The 15122-nt window shown below is 63.1% G+C and carries 12 protein-coding genes; 1 reads left to right on the top strand and 11 read right to left on the bottom strand.

The window, feature by feature from the left end; translation table 11 throughout:
* Positions 1-27: 27 nt before the first annotated feature.
* Genes QC815_RS03740 through cysM form a run of 6 tightly spaced genes read right to left on the bottom strand, consistent with a single transcriptional unit; the run spans position 28 to position 8764 of the window.
* Positions 28-573 carry a DUF924 family protein gene (locus QC815_RS03740; protein WP_230446715.1) on the bottom strand — a complete coding sequence of 182 codons (546 nt, stop codon included), beginning with the start codon at positions 571-573 and terminating at the stop codon, positions 28-30.
* Between the two features lie 29 nt (positions 574-602).
* Positions 603-3251, bottom strand: a complete 2649-nt coding sequence (ppc, locus tag QC815_RS03735; protein WP_230446714.1) for a phosphoenolpyruvate carboxylase — start codon at positions 3249-3251, stop codon at positions 603-605.
* Positions 3252-3299: 48 nt separating this feature from the next.
* Entirely contained in the window at positions 3300-4127 is an 828-nt protein-coding gene (gene mazG, locus QC815_RS03730) for a nucleoside triphosphate pyrophosphohydrolase (RefSeq protein ID WP_230446713.1), read from the bottom strand.
* Positions 4127-6403, bottom strand: a complete 2277-nt coding sequence (gene relA, locus QC815_RS03725) for a GTP diphosphokinase (protein ID WP_230446712.1) — start codon at positions 6401-6403, stop codon at positions 4127-4129. Before relA ends, mazG begins: the two co-directional genes overlap by 1 nt.
* Positions 6404-6463: 60 nt before the next feature.
* Positions 6464-7867: a TRAM domain-containing protein gene (locus QC815_RS03720; RefSeq protein WP_309766998.1), complete on the bottom strand. Its 1404-nt coding sequence runs from the start codon at positions 7865-7867 to the stop codon at positions 6464-6466.
* The gene (gene cysM, locus QC815_RS03715) at positions 7868-8764 is read right to left on the bottom strand and encodes a cysteine synthase CysM (RefSeq protein WP_230446710.1); all 897 of its coding nucleotides are present in this window, start codon (positions 8762-8764) and stop codon (positions 7868-7870) included. It abuts the gene before it with no gap.
* Between the two features lie 93 nt (positions 8765-8857).
* Between cysM and QC815_RS03710 the strand changes: the two genes are divergently transcribed.
* Complete coding sequence (locus QC815_RS03710) at positions 8858-11560, top strand: ATP-binding protein (RefSeq protein ID WP_309766996.1); 2703 nt, start codon at positions 8858-8860, stop codon at positions 11558-11560.
* A gap of 11 nt (positions 11561-11571) precedes the next feature.
* Here the strand turns inward: QC815_RS03710 and acpS are convergent, their stop codons facing one another.
* The 5 genes from acpS to rnc are packed head-to-tail and all read right to left on the bottom strand — an operon-like array spanning position 11572 to position 15089.
* Complete coding sequence (gene acpS / locus QC815_RS03705; protein WP_230446708.1) at positions 11572-11949, bottom strand: holo-ACP synthase; 378 nt, start codon at positions 11947-11949, stop codon at positions 11572-11574.
* A gap of 3 nt (positions 11950-11952) precedes the next feature.
* On the bottom strand, positions 11953-12768 hold the full coding sequence (gene pdxJ, locus QC815_RS03700; protein ID WP_230446707.1) for a pyridoxine 5'-phosphate synthase: 816 nt from the start codon (positions 12766-12768) through the stop codon (positions 11953-11955).
* Positions 12769-12799: 31 nt separating this feature from the next.
* Positions 12800-13492 carry a DNA repair protein RecO gene (recO, locus tag QC815_RS03695; RefSeq protein WP_230446706.1) on the bottom strand — a complete coding sequence of 231 codons (693 nt, stop codon included), beginning with the start codon at positions 13490-13492 and terminating at the stop codon, positions 12800-12802.
* A gap of 8 nt (positions 13493-13500) precedes the next feature.
* Positions 13501-14400, bottom strand: a complete 900-nt coding sequence (gene era / locus QC815_RS03690; protein WP_230446705.1) for a GTPase Era — start codon at positions 14398-14400, stop codon at positions 13501-13503.
* Complete coding sequence (rnc, locus tag QC815_RS03685) at positions 14397-15089, bottom strand: ribonuclease III (protein ID WP_230446704.1); 693 nt, start codon at positions 15087-15089, stop codon at positions 14397-14399. The genes era and rnc overlap by 4 nt, the downstream gene beginning before the upstream one ends.
* Positions 15090-15122: the final 33 nt, after the last annotated feature.

The raw sequence follows: 15122 nt of genomic DNA, 5'->3' as shown, positions 1-15122 counted from the left end.
ATCGGCAAAAGTGAAAAAGGTAACCGCTTAAAAAGACGTGCCCGGCTGCTTGAGAAACGCGACTTCTTCCGGGGTGGATGCCCTGCCCAGCACCGCATTGCGGTGCGGATAACGCCCAAACCGGTCAATGATGGCTTTGTGGCGAACCTCGAAGTCCCGGTTTCTCTCCAACCCCGGCTGGTCAAACAGCGGCATCGCCAGGGCATGAATGGCGGCTGACTCGCTGTGCATGTACGGCATATACAGGAAACTGCGCTCGACGGGGGTCAAGTCGGCATCGACACCGGCCGCCACCGCTTCCTGGGCGAGCGCCAGTGCCAGCGCATCGTTGGCGAAGGCGCGCGCATCGTCGCGGTAGATGTTACGCGAGAACTGGTCCAAGACAATGATTTCAGCCAACCGGCCGTGCGCGGTCTGGCGCCATGCGTAGCACTCACACTGCCCTGCCTGGACATGCAGGACGCCAAACCGTGCCGAGATCGCACGATCCATCTCAGGGTCTTTTTTAAACCACTGAGCAGGCGTCAAGGTTTCAAACCAGAAATCGAGTACCGTTTGAGCCTCTTCAGGCATTGACGCCTCCTTTCATTAATGGGGGTTGCCTAGCCCGTATTGCGCAGACCCGCAGCGATCCCCGCCATGGTCACCATTAGCGCGCGGGAAAGGTCGGCGCTGATCGCGCCATCGGCATCCCGGTTACGCTGCAGGAGCTCTGCCTGCAGGCCGTGCAACGGATCGATGTAAGGATTGCGCACATCGATCGCCTGGCGAATCAGCGGGGTGTTTTCCAGCAGCGCGTCCTGCTGAAGAATATCCAGCACGGCCTCTTCCAGGCGCGCAAAGCGTTCACGCAGCTGCTTGCCCAGTGCCTTGAGCGACGGCTCGTCCACCAGGCGGTGCTCGTAGTAGGCCGAAATCGCCACGTCAGCCTTGGCCAGCAGCATCTCCAGCATGTCCAGGTAGGTGCCAAAGAACGGCCACTCATTGCGCATCTCCTGCAACACCTCGCGGCCGCCAGGCTGCTCGAGACGCCGCGAGAACGCTTCGCCGCTGCCCAGCCACGCGGGAAGCATCAGGCGAATCTGCGTCCAGGCGAATATCCATGGGATGGCGCGCAGAGTCTCCACCCCGCCGTCCTGACGGCGCTTGGTGGGCCGCGACCCCAGCGGCAGCCGGCCAAGGGCACCTTCCGGGGTGACCGCACGGAAGTACGGCACAAAATCGGGATCTTCGCGCACCACCCCAACATAGGCGGCGTGGGCGACCTTGGCGAGCTGGTCCATCTCCTCTCGCCAGTGGGGCTCGGGGGTCCTGGGCGGCAGCAGCGTGGCCTCGAGCACCGCACAGGCGTAGATTTCCATCGAACGCAGGGCGATATCCGGCTGGCCGAACTTGAAGCGAATCATCTCACCCTGCTCGGTCACCCGGAGACTGCCGTTCACCGATCCCGGCGGCTGGGAGAGAATCGCCGCGTGGGCGGGGCCGCCGCCCCGACCGACCGTGCCGCCGCGGCCGTGGAATAGGGTCAAATCGACGCCGTGGCGCTCGCAGACGTTGACCAACGACTCCTGCGCCCGGTACTGCGCCCAGGCCGCCGCCAGCTGGCCGGCGTCCTTGGCCGAGTCGGAGTAGCCGATCATCACTTCCTGGCCGTTGCGCATCAGCTTGCGATAGCCCGGCAGCGCCAGCAGCTGGTCGATCACGTCACCGGCATGGTCGAGGTCGTTGAGGGTTTCAAACAGCGGCGCGATGGGCAGCGTCACCTGGCCGCCCGCTTCTTTCATCAACAGGGCCACGGTGAGGACATCGGAGGGCTCAGCCGCCATGGAAATGATATAGGTGCCCAGGGCTTCGGCGTGCTCCTTGGCGATGACCTTGAAGGTGTCCAGCACCTCGCGGGTTTCCGCCGAGCATTCCCAGCGGCGCGGAATCAGCGGACGCCGCGAGTCGAGCTCGGCGAGCAGAAAGTCCTGACGCTGCTGTTCATCCCAGTCGCGATAGTGACCCAGGTTCAACGCAGCGGTCAGCTCTTCCATCACCTGGGCGTGGCGGCTGGCCTCCTGGCGCAGGTCGAGTTTGGTCAGCGTCACGCCGAACACCGCCACCCGGCGCAGCGTGTCGAGCAGCGCGCCGTTGGCGATGGTGTCCAGGCCAACGTCGCACAGCGAGCGATAGCAGGCCAGCAGCGGCGCATACAGCTGGTCGCGAGTTTCGATGATCGGCCCGCCGTCATAGTTGCGTCCGTCCAGCTCGGCCTTGGCCCAGTCCCGGGTGGATTCCACCTTGCCCAGCAGGCGCTTGAGCAGTTCGCGGTAAGGCTCGGCCACGTCGCCGACTTCCGCCTTCAAGGCGCTGTTGGCCTTCCACATGGAAAGCTCGGTCTTGAGCTGTTCGAGGTCGCGCAGGTAAAGGTCTGCGGCCATCCAGCGGCCCAGCAGCAGTACCTCCCTGGTCACCCGCGAGGTCACGTTGGGGTTGCCGTCGCGATCGCCGCCCATCCAGGACGCGTAGCGAATCGGCGCGGCATCCAGCGGCAGACGCTCACCGGCGGTGTCCAGCAGCAGGTTGTCCAGGTCGCGGTGAAAGTCGGGCACGGCCTGCCACAGCGAGTTTTCAATGACCGCAAACCCCCACTTGGCCTCATCGACGGGCGTGGGTCGTTCATGGCGGATCTCGTCAGTGTGCCACGCCTGGCTGATCAGCTCCTCGAGCCGCCCCTGAGCACGGGTGCCACGCTCGGGATAGTCTTCCGAACCTTCGATGGCTGTCAGGCAGTCGTCGATGGCGTCGTACTTCTGGATCAGCGTGCGGCGGATGACTTCGGTGGGGTGCGCGGTCAGCACCAGCTCCACGCGCATGTTGGCCAGGGTCTCGACCAGCTTGCGCGGCGAATTACCCGCCTGTTCGGCGCGTTTCAGCAGCTCACCGAGCACCGGCTGCGAGCCCGGCTTATAGTCCTCGACGCGGCGAAAACGCGCCCGGTAATGCTGCTCGGCGATATTGGCCAGGTTGAGAAACTGGTTGAACGCCCGGGTGACGGGCAGCAGGTCCTGTTCGGGAAGCTTGCGCAGGTACTCGATCAGATCGCGCTGCTGGAGCGAGTCGCCCTGCCGCCCCTGCTTGGCATGGGCACGAATGGTTTCGATTTTATCGACGAATCCCTGGCCTAAATCATCGGCAATGGTTCGCCCCAGGCTGTCGCCCAGGATACGCACGTTATCGCGTAGCGATTCGTGTAGGTCATGGCTCATGGCGTGGCCTCCTTGCAGGGGTCGCATCAATAGGAAATCAGGAGTGACTCAGTTTTTTTCTTCGGCCTTGGCCGTCTGCCAGTGGCTTTCCATCTCTTCAAGCGAAGCCTCGGCCAGCGGACGCCCCGCGCCCTCAAGGGCACCCTCGACGTAGCGAAAGCGTCGTTCGAACTTGGCATTGGTGGCGCGCAGACACTGCTCGGGATTGGCCCCGAGGGTGCGCGCCAGATTGGTCACGGCAAACAGCAGGTCGCCGACCTCTTCATGGGCGTGCTGCTGATCGCCGGTGGCAAGTGCTTCTTCCACCTCATCGAGCTCTTCGCGTATCTTGGCCAGCACGCCACGGGAATCAGGCCAGTCAAACCCCACTCGCGCGGCCCGCTTGGAAAGCTTGGCAGCCCGGCTGAGGGCTGGCAGGGTGCGCGGCACGTCGTCGAGCACCGAGGGCGGCTGGTCGGTACGCTCGGCGCGTTCATCGGCCTTCAATGCCTCCCAGCGGCTATTGACCTGCCGGGTCTGCACGTCGTCGGCGGTGACGCCCGGCGGGCGGCGCGATGCCAGGGTGCCGTCGGGAAACACATGCGGGTGGCGACGCAGCATCTTGGCGGTGAGCGTGTCGACGATGTCGTGGAAGTCGAAGCGCTGCTCTTCGGCGGCAAACTGGGCGTAGTAGACCACCTGAAACAGCAGGTCGCCCAATTCACCGGGCAGCTCGTCGAACGCACGCCGCTCGATGGCATCGGCCACTTCGTAGGCTTCTTCAAGGGTGTGGGGGACGATGCTCTCCCAATCCTGCTTGATATCCCAGGGGCAGCCCTGCTCACGGTCGCGGAGCACGCGCATCAGGGTGAGCAGATCGTCCAGCGAGTAGCGCATCAGCTCCCTCCTCCATGGACATTCTTGTCAGGGTCGGTATCGCGCAGACGGCGAACCTCGGTCACGTTGGGCAGTTGCTGAATGCGCGAGAACAGCCGACCCAGCGCTTCCAGGCCATCGACTTCCAGGGTGATGCGCAGGCGGGCAATGCCTTCGTCGGTGTCGGTCAGCGTATTGACCGCCAGGACGTTGACCTTTTCATTGCCCAGCAGGCCGGTGACATCGCGCAGCAAGCCTGAACGATCCCAGGCCTGAATCTCGATGGTCACCGGATAGCGCGTCTGGGCACGCTCGCCCCATTCCACTTCGATGATGCGCTGGGGCTCATCCAGGCGCAATTGCAGAATGTTGCTGCAGTCCTGGCGGTGCACGGTGACGCCGCGCCCCTGGGTGATGAAGCCGACAATCGGCTCGCCGGGTACCGGCCGGCAGCAGTTGGCCATGCTGGTCTTGAGATTGCCCACCCCGAGCACGGTGATATCGCTTTTGGTCGCCTTGCTGGACTGCCGCCTGGGCTTGGCCAGCAGGCGATCGAGCTGTTCCTGGTCGTCGGATTCGCCAAACAGCTGCTGGGCCTGGTTGAGCACCTGGCCGATACGCAGGTCGCCGGCGCCCAGGGCCGCGTACATATCGTCCGCGGTCTGATAGTTGACGGCTTTCGCCAGCTTGGGCAGATCCAGCCCCTCGATATCCAGGCGGCGCATCTCGCGTTCAAACAGCCCGCGGCCTTCGTCGAGGTTTTGATCCCGCGCCTGATACTTGAACCAGGCCTGAATCTTCGCCCGGGCGCGGGAGGTGCGCACATAGCCCAGGCTGGGGTTCAGCCAGTCGCGGCTGGGGCCGCCCTTGGTGGCGGTAAGGATCTCGACCTGCTGGCCGGATTTCAGCTTGTAGGTAAGCGGCACGATACGGCCGTTGATCTTGGCCCCTCGGCAGCGGTGGCCGATCTCGGTGTGTACGCGGTAGGCGAAGTCGATCGGCGTGGCGACGCGCGGCAGGTCGATCACATGGCCGTCGGGGGTAAACACATAGATGCGATCCGGCGCCACATCGCTGGACAGCCCTTCGCGCAGGTCGCCAAAGCCGCCGACCTCGTCCTGCCACTCCAGCACCTGACGCAGCCAGGCGATCTTTTCCTCATAGCTGCGGCTCTTGGCGTTGGTGTCATGGCCCTTATAGCGCCAGTGGGCGCAGACCCCCAGCTCGGCTTCGTCGTGCATGGCAAAGGTGCGAATCTGAATCTCGAGCACCTTGTTTTCCGGGCCCATCACGGCGGTGTGCAGCGACTGATAGCCGTTCTTCTTGGGATTGGCGATGTAATCGTCAAACTCGTTGGGCACGTGATGCCAGCGCGAATGCACGATCCCCAGCACGGTATAGCAGTCGGTCACTTCGGGCACCAGGATGCGCACGGCGCGCACGTCGTGAACCTGGGAAAAGTCAATCCGCTTGCGCTTCATCTTGCGCCAGATCGAATAGATATGCTTGGCGCGCCCGTCCACGTCGTAATGGTGGATGTTCTGGGCTTCCATCAGGCCCTTGAGGGTCTCGACCACGTCATTGATGTAGCGGTCACGATCCAGGCGCTTTTCGGCCAGCAGCTTGGCGATCGCCTTGTATTCGTCTTCGTGCAGGTAGCGAAACGAGAGGTCTTCGAGCTCCCACTTGATCTGCCCGATACCCAGGCGGTGCGCCAGGGGCGCGTAGATATCGGCGACTTCCCTGGCCACCTGGAGGCATTTTTCCCGGGGCGCATCCTTGACCTGGCGTAGCGCGCAGGTGCGCTCGGCAATCTTGATCAGGGCGACCCGCACGTCACTGATCATGTTGACCAGCATCTTGCGCAGGTTTTCCTGCTGATTGTGCTGGCCCATGCCGTGGTTGGGCGCCAAGGGGTAGCTGATCGCGGCCATCTGCAGGACGCCATCGATCAGGCTGGCCACTTCGTCGCCAAATCGTTTGGTCACCGTTTCCAGGCTCAACAGGCCTTCGCGCACTGCCCGGTAGAGAACCGCAGCTTCCAGGGTCGCCTGGTCGAGCTTCAGCTCGCCCAGGATGTCGGCCATTTCCAGGCCCATGCGAAAACTCGACCCCGGCGTCAGCCAGACGCGATGCGACCTGGGGGCGTCCAGCTCCAGGGTCTGGGCGAGCTCGCAGGCCTGATGCAAACGCTCAGGCTCCGGCAGGCGCACATCTTCTTGCAGGCGCGTTAACCATTGCTGCAGATCCACCTTTCCGCTGTCGGTCAGCGGCTGGTCTTCACGCACTTTTACCATGACGATATCTCATCCTTTCGGGGCAGCGACCCGTAGATCGGCTGCCGAGGCTTGCTGCGTTCATTCACACCCTGTGTGCTCAAACAGCATCAGCGTTTCCATATGCGCAGTGTGCATGAACATATCGGCCACCGCGACTTGCGTAATACGGTAACCCGCATGCACAAGGTGTGCCGCATCCCGGGCAAGCGTGGCAGGATCACAGGAAATATACACCACCTTCGCGACCGGACGCCGCGCCAGCCCCTGACAGATCGCTTCCGCACCGCTGCGCGGTGGATCAAGCACCAGCGCGTCCCTGTCGCCTTCGTCGCGCAGCAGCGTGGCAACGGTCGCCGGATCGCTCAAATCCAGTTGCTGACCGGAAACGCTCAATTGGTTGCGTTCGGCGTTGCGGGCCAGCCTTGCCACCATGGAGGGGCTGCCCTCCACCGCATGAACGTCGGCGCCGGCCGCGGCCAACGGCAGACTGAAATTACCAATGCCGGCAAATAAATCCATCAGCCGTTGGTCGGGGGTAGGCGTCAGCCAGTCAACAACGGTGGCGACCATCTGCTGGTTCACCTCGGCATTCACCTGCAGAAAGTCGCCCGGGGCAAAGGTTAGCGTCAGGGGCGTGCCACCGGGTATTGCCAGGCGCTCTTCCAGCGCTGGCGGCGCACCATGCCAGTGCAATTCCGGTGACTCCCGCCCTAACCAGGTGCCCAATGCCAGTTGATACTGATCGGCAAACGCCTGCCATCGTTCGGCGTCCGCAACGTTGGCCTTGAGCTGACGGACCAACACCACCCGTTGAGTATCCGTCGCCAGCAGCTCGATATGCCCGACCTGGCGCGGCGCCTCCAGGGTGTCAAGCAACCCGCGCAACGGGGTGATCAGTGCCTGCAGCGGTTCGACCAGCACCAGGCAACTTTCGATATCGACCAGCCGATGGGAATGGGCCGCGCGAAAGCCTAGCCGCGGGTGGCCGTCGCCGTCGACCTTGACGCCCAGGCGGGCGCGCCGCCGATAGCCCTGCGCCTCGCTGTAAAGCGATTCCACCCCGCCCAGGGTGATGCCCTGACGGGCAAACAGGTCGCGCACCACATCCTCTTTGTGCGCCCGCTGGGAGTCCATGGCCAGGTGCTGTAAATCGCAGCCGCCACAGTGGCTGAAATGCGGGCACGGCGGTGAGACGCGCTTCTCCGATGGGCTCAGCACCTGCTTCACGTGCGCTTCGTCATAACGCTTGCGGGTCAGGTGAACGGCCACCTCAACGTGTTCGTCGGGTAGCGCCTGATCAATGAAGACCGTCTTGCCAGCGGCAGTATGTGCCACCCCGCGCCCGTCATGGGCGAGGCGTTCAACGACCAGGGCGGACGCGTCCTGGGCCGACGGGGTAGATGGCTTGGCGGTTTGCTGACGGGCCAGCCCGGAATGCCCTGAGGCAGGCCGTGGGGGCCGGCGTTTTCCCAACATGGCCATCTATACCTCCGGGGCGAACAGGCCCGTGGAGAGATAGCGGTCTCCGCGGTCGCAGACGATAAACACGATGACCGCATTCTCGGTTTGTTCGGCAATACGCAGCGCACCGGCCAGGCAGCCACCCGACGAGACCCCAGCAAAGATGCCCTCCTCACGGGCTAGACGACGCATATGTTCCTCGGCTTCGTGCTGAGCGATATCCAGAGTGTTATCCACGCGCGGCGCTTCGAAGATGGCGGGCAGATATTCCGTCGGCCAACGCCGGATACCGGGAATGCTCGCACCGTCAGCGGGCTGCAGGCCGACAATCTGAATTTCCGGGTTCTGTTCTTTCAGGTAGCGCGACACGCCCATGATGGTCCCGGTGGTGCCCATGGAGCTGACAAAGTGGGTTACTTCTCCGCCGGTTTGCCGCCATACTTCGGGGCCGGTGGTGCGGTAGTGCGCCAGGGGATTATCCGGATTGGCGAACTGGTTGAGCGGCTTGCCCTCGCCCCGGGCGATCATGCCATCGGCGATATCCCGGGCTTCTTCCATGCCGCCTGCTTTGCTCGCCGAGATCAGCGTCGCGCCGAAGGCGGCCATCGCCTGTTTGCGTTCCTCGGACGCGCTCTCCGGCATCACCAGCACCATCCGGTAGCCCTTCATGGCCGCAGCCATGGCCAGGGCAATGCCGGTATTGCCCGACGTGGCTTCGATCAGGGTGTCGCCAGGGGTAATGTCGCCGCGCGCTTCGGCTTCGCTGAGCATGGACAGCGCCGGGCGGTCTTTCACCGAGCCCGCCGGATTGTTGCCTTCGAGCTTCGCCAGCAGGGTATTGTTACGTCCGGCACTGATCCGCTTCAGGCGAACCAGCGGCGTATTGCCAACTACGTCTTCCAACGTGGGATAATCCATCGTATCGATTCCTTATCGTGACCGTTACCCTGCATTATATCGGTGCTACCGTACACTGGACAGGTAACCCTCTTGAATCAGCAGGCTGCTTTCATGTCTTTGAACACGCGACTTCTTTTTGCGCTGCTTGGTCTTCCCCTCGTGGTGTATGCCGGCATGGCGATACTCCTCGTTGTGCAGAACGACCATAAAGCCCGGGCGCTTCTGGAAGAGCGCGTCGTCAGCGCCAGCGAATACATTGCCCCCAGCCTGGCAGAGGCGCTGCTGGATACCAATATCGATCAGCTGGAAACCCGCGTCGCGCGACTTCTCGAGCAGCCAGGCGTCAGTTCCGTGACCGTCTTTGACGACCAGAACAGTCGCCTTCTGGTTCGCGGACGCACCCATCAGACGTCACGATTGTCTTCTCCTCCCGACGCCACACAGTTGGAAACCGACGAAAGCGTCTGGCGCTTGCAGGTGCCCCTCACCCCCTCGACCACGGGAAGCGGTTCAGTTGCCCGGGCGGGGTGGCTGGAAGCCACGATCGACACCAGCTCGCTCAATCTGGCCCGCTACCAGATGATCGCCGGCTTGAGCCTCGGCGGCATGCTGCTGGGGCTGTGCCTGTTCTTGATTGCCTTTGCCCTCAGCCGCTACGTCACCCGGCCCGTTGAAGACGCCAGTCATGCCCTTTATCGGCTGTCGCGCGGCGACTATGAACAGACGCTCGCGTCACACCACACCATGGAGTTCAATCAGCTCGCCAGGCAGATCAATGGGCTGGCGATGCATCTGCAACAGTCCCAGCATGACATGCAGGCGCAGATCGAACAGGCGACCAGCGAACTACAGGAGTCCATGGAGACCATCGAAGAGCAGAATATCAAGCTTGATCTAGCCCATCGCAGCGCCGTGCGTGCCAATACGGTCAAGTCCGAGTTCCTCGCCAACATGAGTCACGAGATCCGCACGCCGCTGAACGGCATTATCGGTTTTTGTCGCCTGCTGGGGCGCTCTAGCCTCGACGACCGCCAGCGTGACTGGCTCCAGCACGTTCACCGTGCCTGCGATAATCTGCTGATGCTGGTCAACGACGTCCTCGATTTTTCCAAGCTCGAGGCCAACCGCCTGACGCTGGAAGAAGCCGACATCGACGTTGTCACCCTGGTCGACGAGGTGCTCGGCCTGCATGCGCCCGAAGCCCAGCGCAAGCACCTTCACCTGGTCGCCATGGTGTACGACGACGTGCCCACCCCGCTGTGCGGCGATCCCCTGAGGCTGCATCAGGTACTCAACAACCTGGTCAGCAACGCCCTGAAGTTTACCCAGCAGGGCGATGTGGTCGTGCGGGTCATGCTCGAACATTTCACGGGCAAGCATGTCGTGCTGAACATCAGCGTCAGCGATACGGGCATCGGCTTGAGCGAGGAACACCAGCAACAGCTGTTCAGCGCTTTTTCCCAGGCCGCGCCCAGCCACCCGCGCCAATTCGGCGGCAGCGGGCTGGGCCTGACCATATGCCGACAGCTCATTGATCGCATGGGCGGTGACATCAGCGTCGAAAGCGAGCTGGACAAAGGCACGACGTTCTCGTTCACCCTGCCACTCCAGGCGCACCACGCCGACGAACGCAGCCCCGAGCTATTGCTCGATGGCCCAATCATTGGTGTTCATGAGCCCCACACCACCACGCGGCATGTGCTCGAGCACCTGCTGCAACGCTGGGGGGCCATCCCCGTGGGGCTGGCAAGCGATACAGACTGCGATCTCGTATTGATCAGCCTTGACCGGGACGAGCTGCAGGATGCGGCCCTGGCCGAGTGGCAGGCGTTCATTCGTACGATACGCTGCCCAGCGCTGGTGCTCGTCAACGGCTCCAGCTTCGAGCTTCCAACGCTCGACTTCCCGTTCAAGGGCGAACTGCTGTGCAAGCCGTTTACCCGGGCGCAGCTGGTGGCCTCACTAACCCACCTGCTGGTTCCGGTGGGCGAGCCGCGACCACTGCCCTCCCCCGCCGTCGCATCTAGCGTCGCCGATGACCACCACCGGCTACTGGTCGTCGATGACAACACCTCCAACCGTCAGCTGCTCAGTGCCTTGCTCGAGGCGCCCGGGCGGCAGATCACCCTGGCGGAAAGTGGTCAGCAAGCCATCGAGATAGGCCGTGAGCAGACCTTTGATATGGTGTTCATGGATATTCGCATGCCCGGGATGGACGGCGTGCAGACCACCCAGGCGCTGCGACGCTTGAGCCAGCGCTGGGGCCGTTGCCCGATCGTGGCGGTCACCGCGCATGCGCTGAACAGCGAACGCCAGCGCTGGCTGGCGGAAGGGCTGGACGACGTCATCATCAAACCCATTGACGAGCATGATCTGAATCAGCTGCTCAGTCGTTTTTTGGGCATCACGCCGACCCAGGCGCCGCCGGTCAAGAAACCCCGGCCGAGCGGTACGTTCACGACAGGGGCTGCATCCGCCACGTTGCCGGCCATCGACCTGACCCTCGGCACCCGTCTGGCGGGAGGCAAGGAAGACCTTGCGCGCGCCCAGCTCAGGCGCTTGATCGACCATCTGCCTGCCACCCGCGACGCCATGGATGCTGCTTATCAGCAGCGCGATCTGGAAGCGCTAATCGACAGCGTCCATGGACTCAACGGTGCCAGCCGCTACTGCGGCGCGCCAGAGTTGGCGCTGATTGTCGAAACGCTGGAAACCCGGCTACGCACAAGCGGGCTGGACCACGTGGACACGCTGATTCAGGATCTTTACCAGGCGATGGACAGGCTCATTGCCCAGCGGGGAACGCTTGGCTAGCGGCGGGCGACTTAACGCTCCAGCACGACAAACGCGATGGCATAGTCGTCTTCATCGCTCAGCGTAACATGCATGGCGGTTACCCCAGCGGCGGCCGCCTTGTCGGCGGCCGCCCCGTGGAGTGTCAGAAGCGGCTTGCCTAACGGGTCGTTGAGCACCTCGATATCGCACCACTGCAGGCCACGCCGTAGCCCCAGCCCAAGCGCCTTGACGAAGGCTTCCTTGGCGGCGAACCGCTTGGCCAGAAACGCCACCGGCTGAGCCTTGTGCTGCCATACCCGATGCTCTTCGGGCCCCAGAATGCGCTGCGCGAAACGCGGCCCATGGCGCTTTATTGCGCGGGCAAAGCGCTCGACCCGAGCGATATCCGAGCCAATCCCGACGATCACCGATCAGTGCCCGCAGCAGCCGTCATGAACATGGTCGTCATGCGCGTGATCGTGGGCGTCCAGCGCCGCCATGAGCCCGGCTTCCTGACCCGCGATGATCAGCCGCTTCATGTCGGCAACGGCGTCTTTCAGCCCCACAAACAGCGCGCGGGCAATAATCGCGTGGCCGATGTTCAGCTCGTTGATGCCCGGCAATGCGGCGATGGCCTCGGCGTTGTGGTAATGCAGCCCGTGGCCGGCATTGACCACCAGCCCCAGCGACACCGCATGCGTGGCGGCAGCGGTCAGCCGCTGGTACTCGGCCGTGGCGGTCTCGCTGCCGGGTCGCGCGTCGGCATAAGCACCAGTGTGCAGCTCGATGACCGGCGCCCCCGCACGCTGGGCCGCGTCGATCTGGTCGGCCTCCGGGTCGATGAACAGCGACACCTCGCAGCCGGCAGCGGCAAGGCGTTGGCAGGCGCTGGCAATGGCGTCAACACCTCCAACCACGTCGAGACCGCCTTCGGTGGTCAGCTCTTCGCGCTTCTCGGGCACCAGGCAAACATGGGCGGGGCGAATCTCTTCGGCCAGCGCCAGCATTTCCTCGGTCAGCGCCATTTCGAGGTTCATACGCGTATTGAGCACCTCGGCGAGCAGCTTCACGTCGCGCAGCTGGATATGGCGGCGATCTTCGCGCAGGTGGACGGTAATGCCGTCAGCGCCCGCCTCTTCGGCTAACAAAGCCGCCTGCACGGGATCCGGATAGCGGGTACCGCGTGCCTGGCGCAGCGTGGCAATGTGGTCGATGTTGACGCCTAACAATATCCGAGGGGGATGCATAATAGCCTCCAGTCAAAACAGGGGGTGTCGCCTAGCGTTGGCGACGTTTGGCAAGGTCGAGCATCAGTTCGCGGGAGCGTAGTGCCCTGGCACCCAGGAGCGGTGCCAGCGCGGCACGCATGACGGCTTTCAAGGCGTTGGCAAGTGTCGGCTCCTGCCAGTCATGCTGATCAATATAGCGCAGGGTGCGCCCGTCCAGCCCCTTGGCGGCCGGGATGAACGCACGGCTGTCCGCATCGAATCGGTACTGAGCCTGAGGGTCGAGCGCACCGCCGTCGGGGGTGCAGAAGCGCGGCGTGGCATCCAGCGCCTCCAGCAGCGACCATTCGTAGCGGCGCAGCGCCAGCGCCCGAGCGGCGGGCGCCGGCAAGGCTTCTAACAAGGCGGTGTAAAAAGCAAAGGCATCACTGGCCGGAAGCTCCAGGGGCAGCAGACGCGTGGCAATTTCATTGGCATAAAGCCCGCACAGCAGGCCTTCCCCCGCCAGCAGCGCTGTTGTCCCACGGGACTCCATCAGGGTCAGCCGCTTGAGCTCACGCTCGCCGCGCCAGGTGACTAGCAGCGGCGTAAACGGCTGCAGACGCTGCCGCGATTTCGACGTCGGCCGCTGGCCGCCCTGAGCCACAGCCCGTATCCGGCCGTGATGCAGCGTCAACAGGTCCACAAGCGCACTGGTTTCGCGGTATGGCCTGCGGTGCAGCAGGAAGGCAGGTTCCGCCGACATGCCTACGCTCAATCGAGATCGTAGCCCAGGCTTTTCAGCGCCCGCTCATCGTCAGACCAGCCACGCTTCACCTTGACCCACAGGTTGAGCATGACCTTGGTGCCCAACGCTCGCTCCATGTCCAGCCGGGCTTCACGGCCGATATTCTTGATGCGCTCGCCGTTTTCACCGATCAGGATGACTTTCTGGCCCTGGCGCTCGACCAGAATCAGCGCGCTGATGTGCGTGACGCGCCCGGCTTCACGAAACTCTTCGATTTCGACGGTCATCTGGTAGGGCAACTCGTCGCCCAACTGGCGCATGACTTTTTCACGCACCAGCTCCGCCGCCATGAAGCGCAGGCTTCGGTCGGTAATCTGGTCTTCCGGGAAATAGTGGATGCTTTCGGGAAGATGCTTGGCGACTTCCGCTTCCAGCGTATCCACCTGGGTACCGTGCTTGGCCGAAATCGGCACAATCGCGGCAAACTCACGCCGCGCGCCCACGTCGGCCAGCCAGGGCAGCAGATCGCCCTTGTCATTCAGCCGATCCACCTTGTTGACCGCCAGGATAATGGGAGCTTTGACATGCTCGAGGCGCTTGAGCACCGCCTGGTCTTCATCGGTCCAGCGGGTGCGGTCAATGATGAACACCACGCAGTCAACGTCGCGCAGTGCCTGGGTCGCCGCCTGATTCATGAACCGGTTGATCGCTTTATTGCGATCTTTGGACATGATGTGCATGCCGGGGGTGTCGACATAGATGAACTGGGCGTCGCCTTCCGTCTTGATCCCCATGACCTGGTGGCGCGTGGTTTGCGGCCGCCGGGAGGTAATCGAGATCTTTTGCCCCAGGATGCGGTTCATCAGGGTGGACTTGCCGACGTTGGGACGGCCGACAATCGCAACGAATCCACAGGTTTGGCTCATGCATTGTCTCCAGGACGTTTTTCAAGATAAGCGAGCGCTTCTTCGGCCGCCTGCTGCTCGGCGTGGCGGCGGCTCGGGCCTTTGCCTGTGGTGTGGTCACTTAACAGGTCGATATAGCACTCCACGGTGAACGTCTGTGCATGGGCTTCTCCCTTGACGCTCACCACCTCGTAGCGCGGCAGTGCCGCCTGGCGGGACTGCAGGAATTCCTGCAGCCGCGTCTTGGGGTCTTTTTGGGTATCCTGAAGCGAGATGTTGGACAGCCGTTCGGCGTACCAGGCCAGTACGCGCTCGCGCACCGCGTCCATGCCCGCATCAAGGTAAATAGCGCCGATCACCGCTTCGACGGCATCCGCGAGAATCGATTCCCGGCGATGTCCGCCGCTTTTCATCTCGCCTGAGCCTAACCGCAGGCACTCGCCGAACGTCATTTCCCTGGCCAGCTCCGCCAGGGTCTGGCCTTTCACGAGGCGGGCGCGCAGACGTGAAAGCTGCCCTTCCCGCGCCTGGGGGAAGCGCTCATAGAGGGCTTCGGCAATGACGAAATTGACAATGGAATCGCCCAGGAATTCCAGGCGTTCGTTGTTGCGACCGCCGTAGCTGCGGTGGGTCATGGCCAGTTCGATCAGCGTGGCATCGCCGAACGTATGGCCGATGCGTCGGCAAAAAGCGGTTAACGAAGTACTCACGGGGCCCCTACGTCATTGACGTTGACTAAAAAA

The organism is Vreelandella gomseomensis (assembly GCF_031451645.1).
In the GTDB taxonomy this organism is placed as follows: Bacteria; Pseudomonadota; Gammaproteobacteria; order Pseudomonadales; family Halomonadaceae; genus Vreelandella; species Vreelandella gomseomensis.
Note: the sequence above shows the minus strand (reverse complement) of the source record. Positions and strands in the feature narration are given on the sequence as shown.

What these genes read in the sequence shown, in the direction of transcription:
- QC815_RS03740 (WP_230446715.1), bottom strand. Translation starts at nt 573, where the DNA reads ATGCCTGAAGAGGCTCAAACGGTACTCGATTTCTGGTTTGAAACCTTG.
- QC815_RS03710 (WP_309766996.1), top strand. Translation starts at nt 8,858, where the DNA reads ATGTCTTTGAACACGCGACTTCTTTTTGCGCTGCTTGGTCTTCCCCTC.
- mazG (WP_230446713.1), bottom strand. Translation starts at nt 4,127, where the DNA reads ATGCGCTACTCGCTGGACGATCTGCTCACCCTGATGCGCGTGCTCCGC.
- QC815_RS03720 (WP_309766998.1), bottom strand. Translation starts at nt 7,867, where the DNA reads ATGGCCATGTTGGGAAAACGCCGGCCCCCACGGCCTGCCTCAGGGCAT.
- era (WP_230446705.1), bottom strand. Translation starts at nt 14,400, where the DNA reads ATGAGCCAAACCTGTGGATTCGTTGCGATTGTCGGCCGTCCCAACGTC.
- relA (WP_230446712.1), bottom strand. Translation starts at nt 6,403, where the DNA reads ATGGTAAAAGTGCGTGAAGACCAGCCGCTGACCGACAGCGGAAAGGTG.
- cysM (WP_230446710.1), bottom strand. Translation starts at nt 8,764, where the DNA reads ATGGATTATCCCACGTTGGAAGACGTAGTTGGCAATACGCCGCTGGTT.
- ppc (WP_230446714.1), bottom strand. Translation starts at nt 3,251, where the DNA reads ATGAGCCATGACCTACACGAATCGCTACGCGATAACGTGCGTATCCTG.
- pdxJ (WP_230446707.1), bottom strand. Translation starts at nt 12,768, where the DNA reads ATGCATCCCCCTCGGATATTGTTAGGCGTCAACATCGACCACATTGCC.
- recO (WP_230446706.1), bottom strand. Translation starts at nt 13,492, where the DNA reads ATGTCGGCGGAACCTGCCTTCCTGCTGCACCGCAGGCCATACCGCGAA.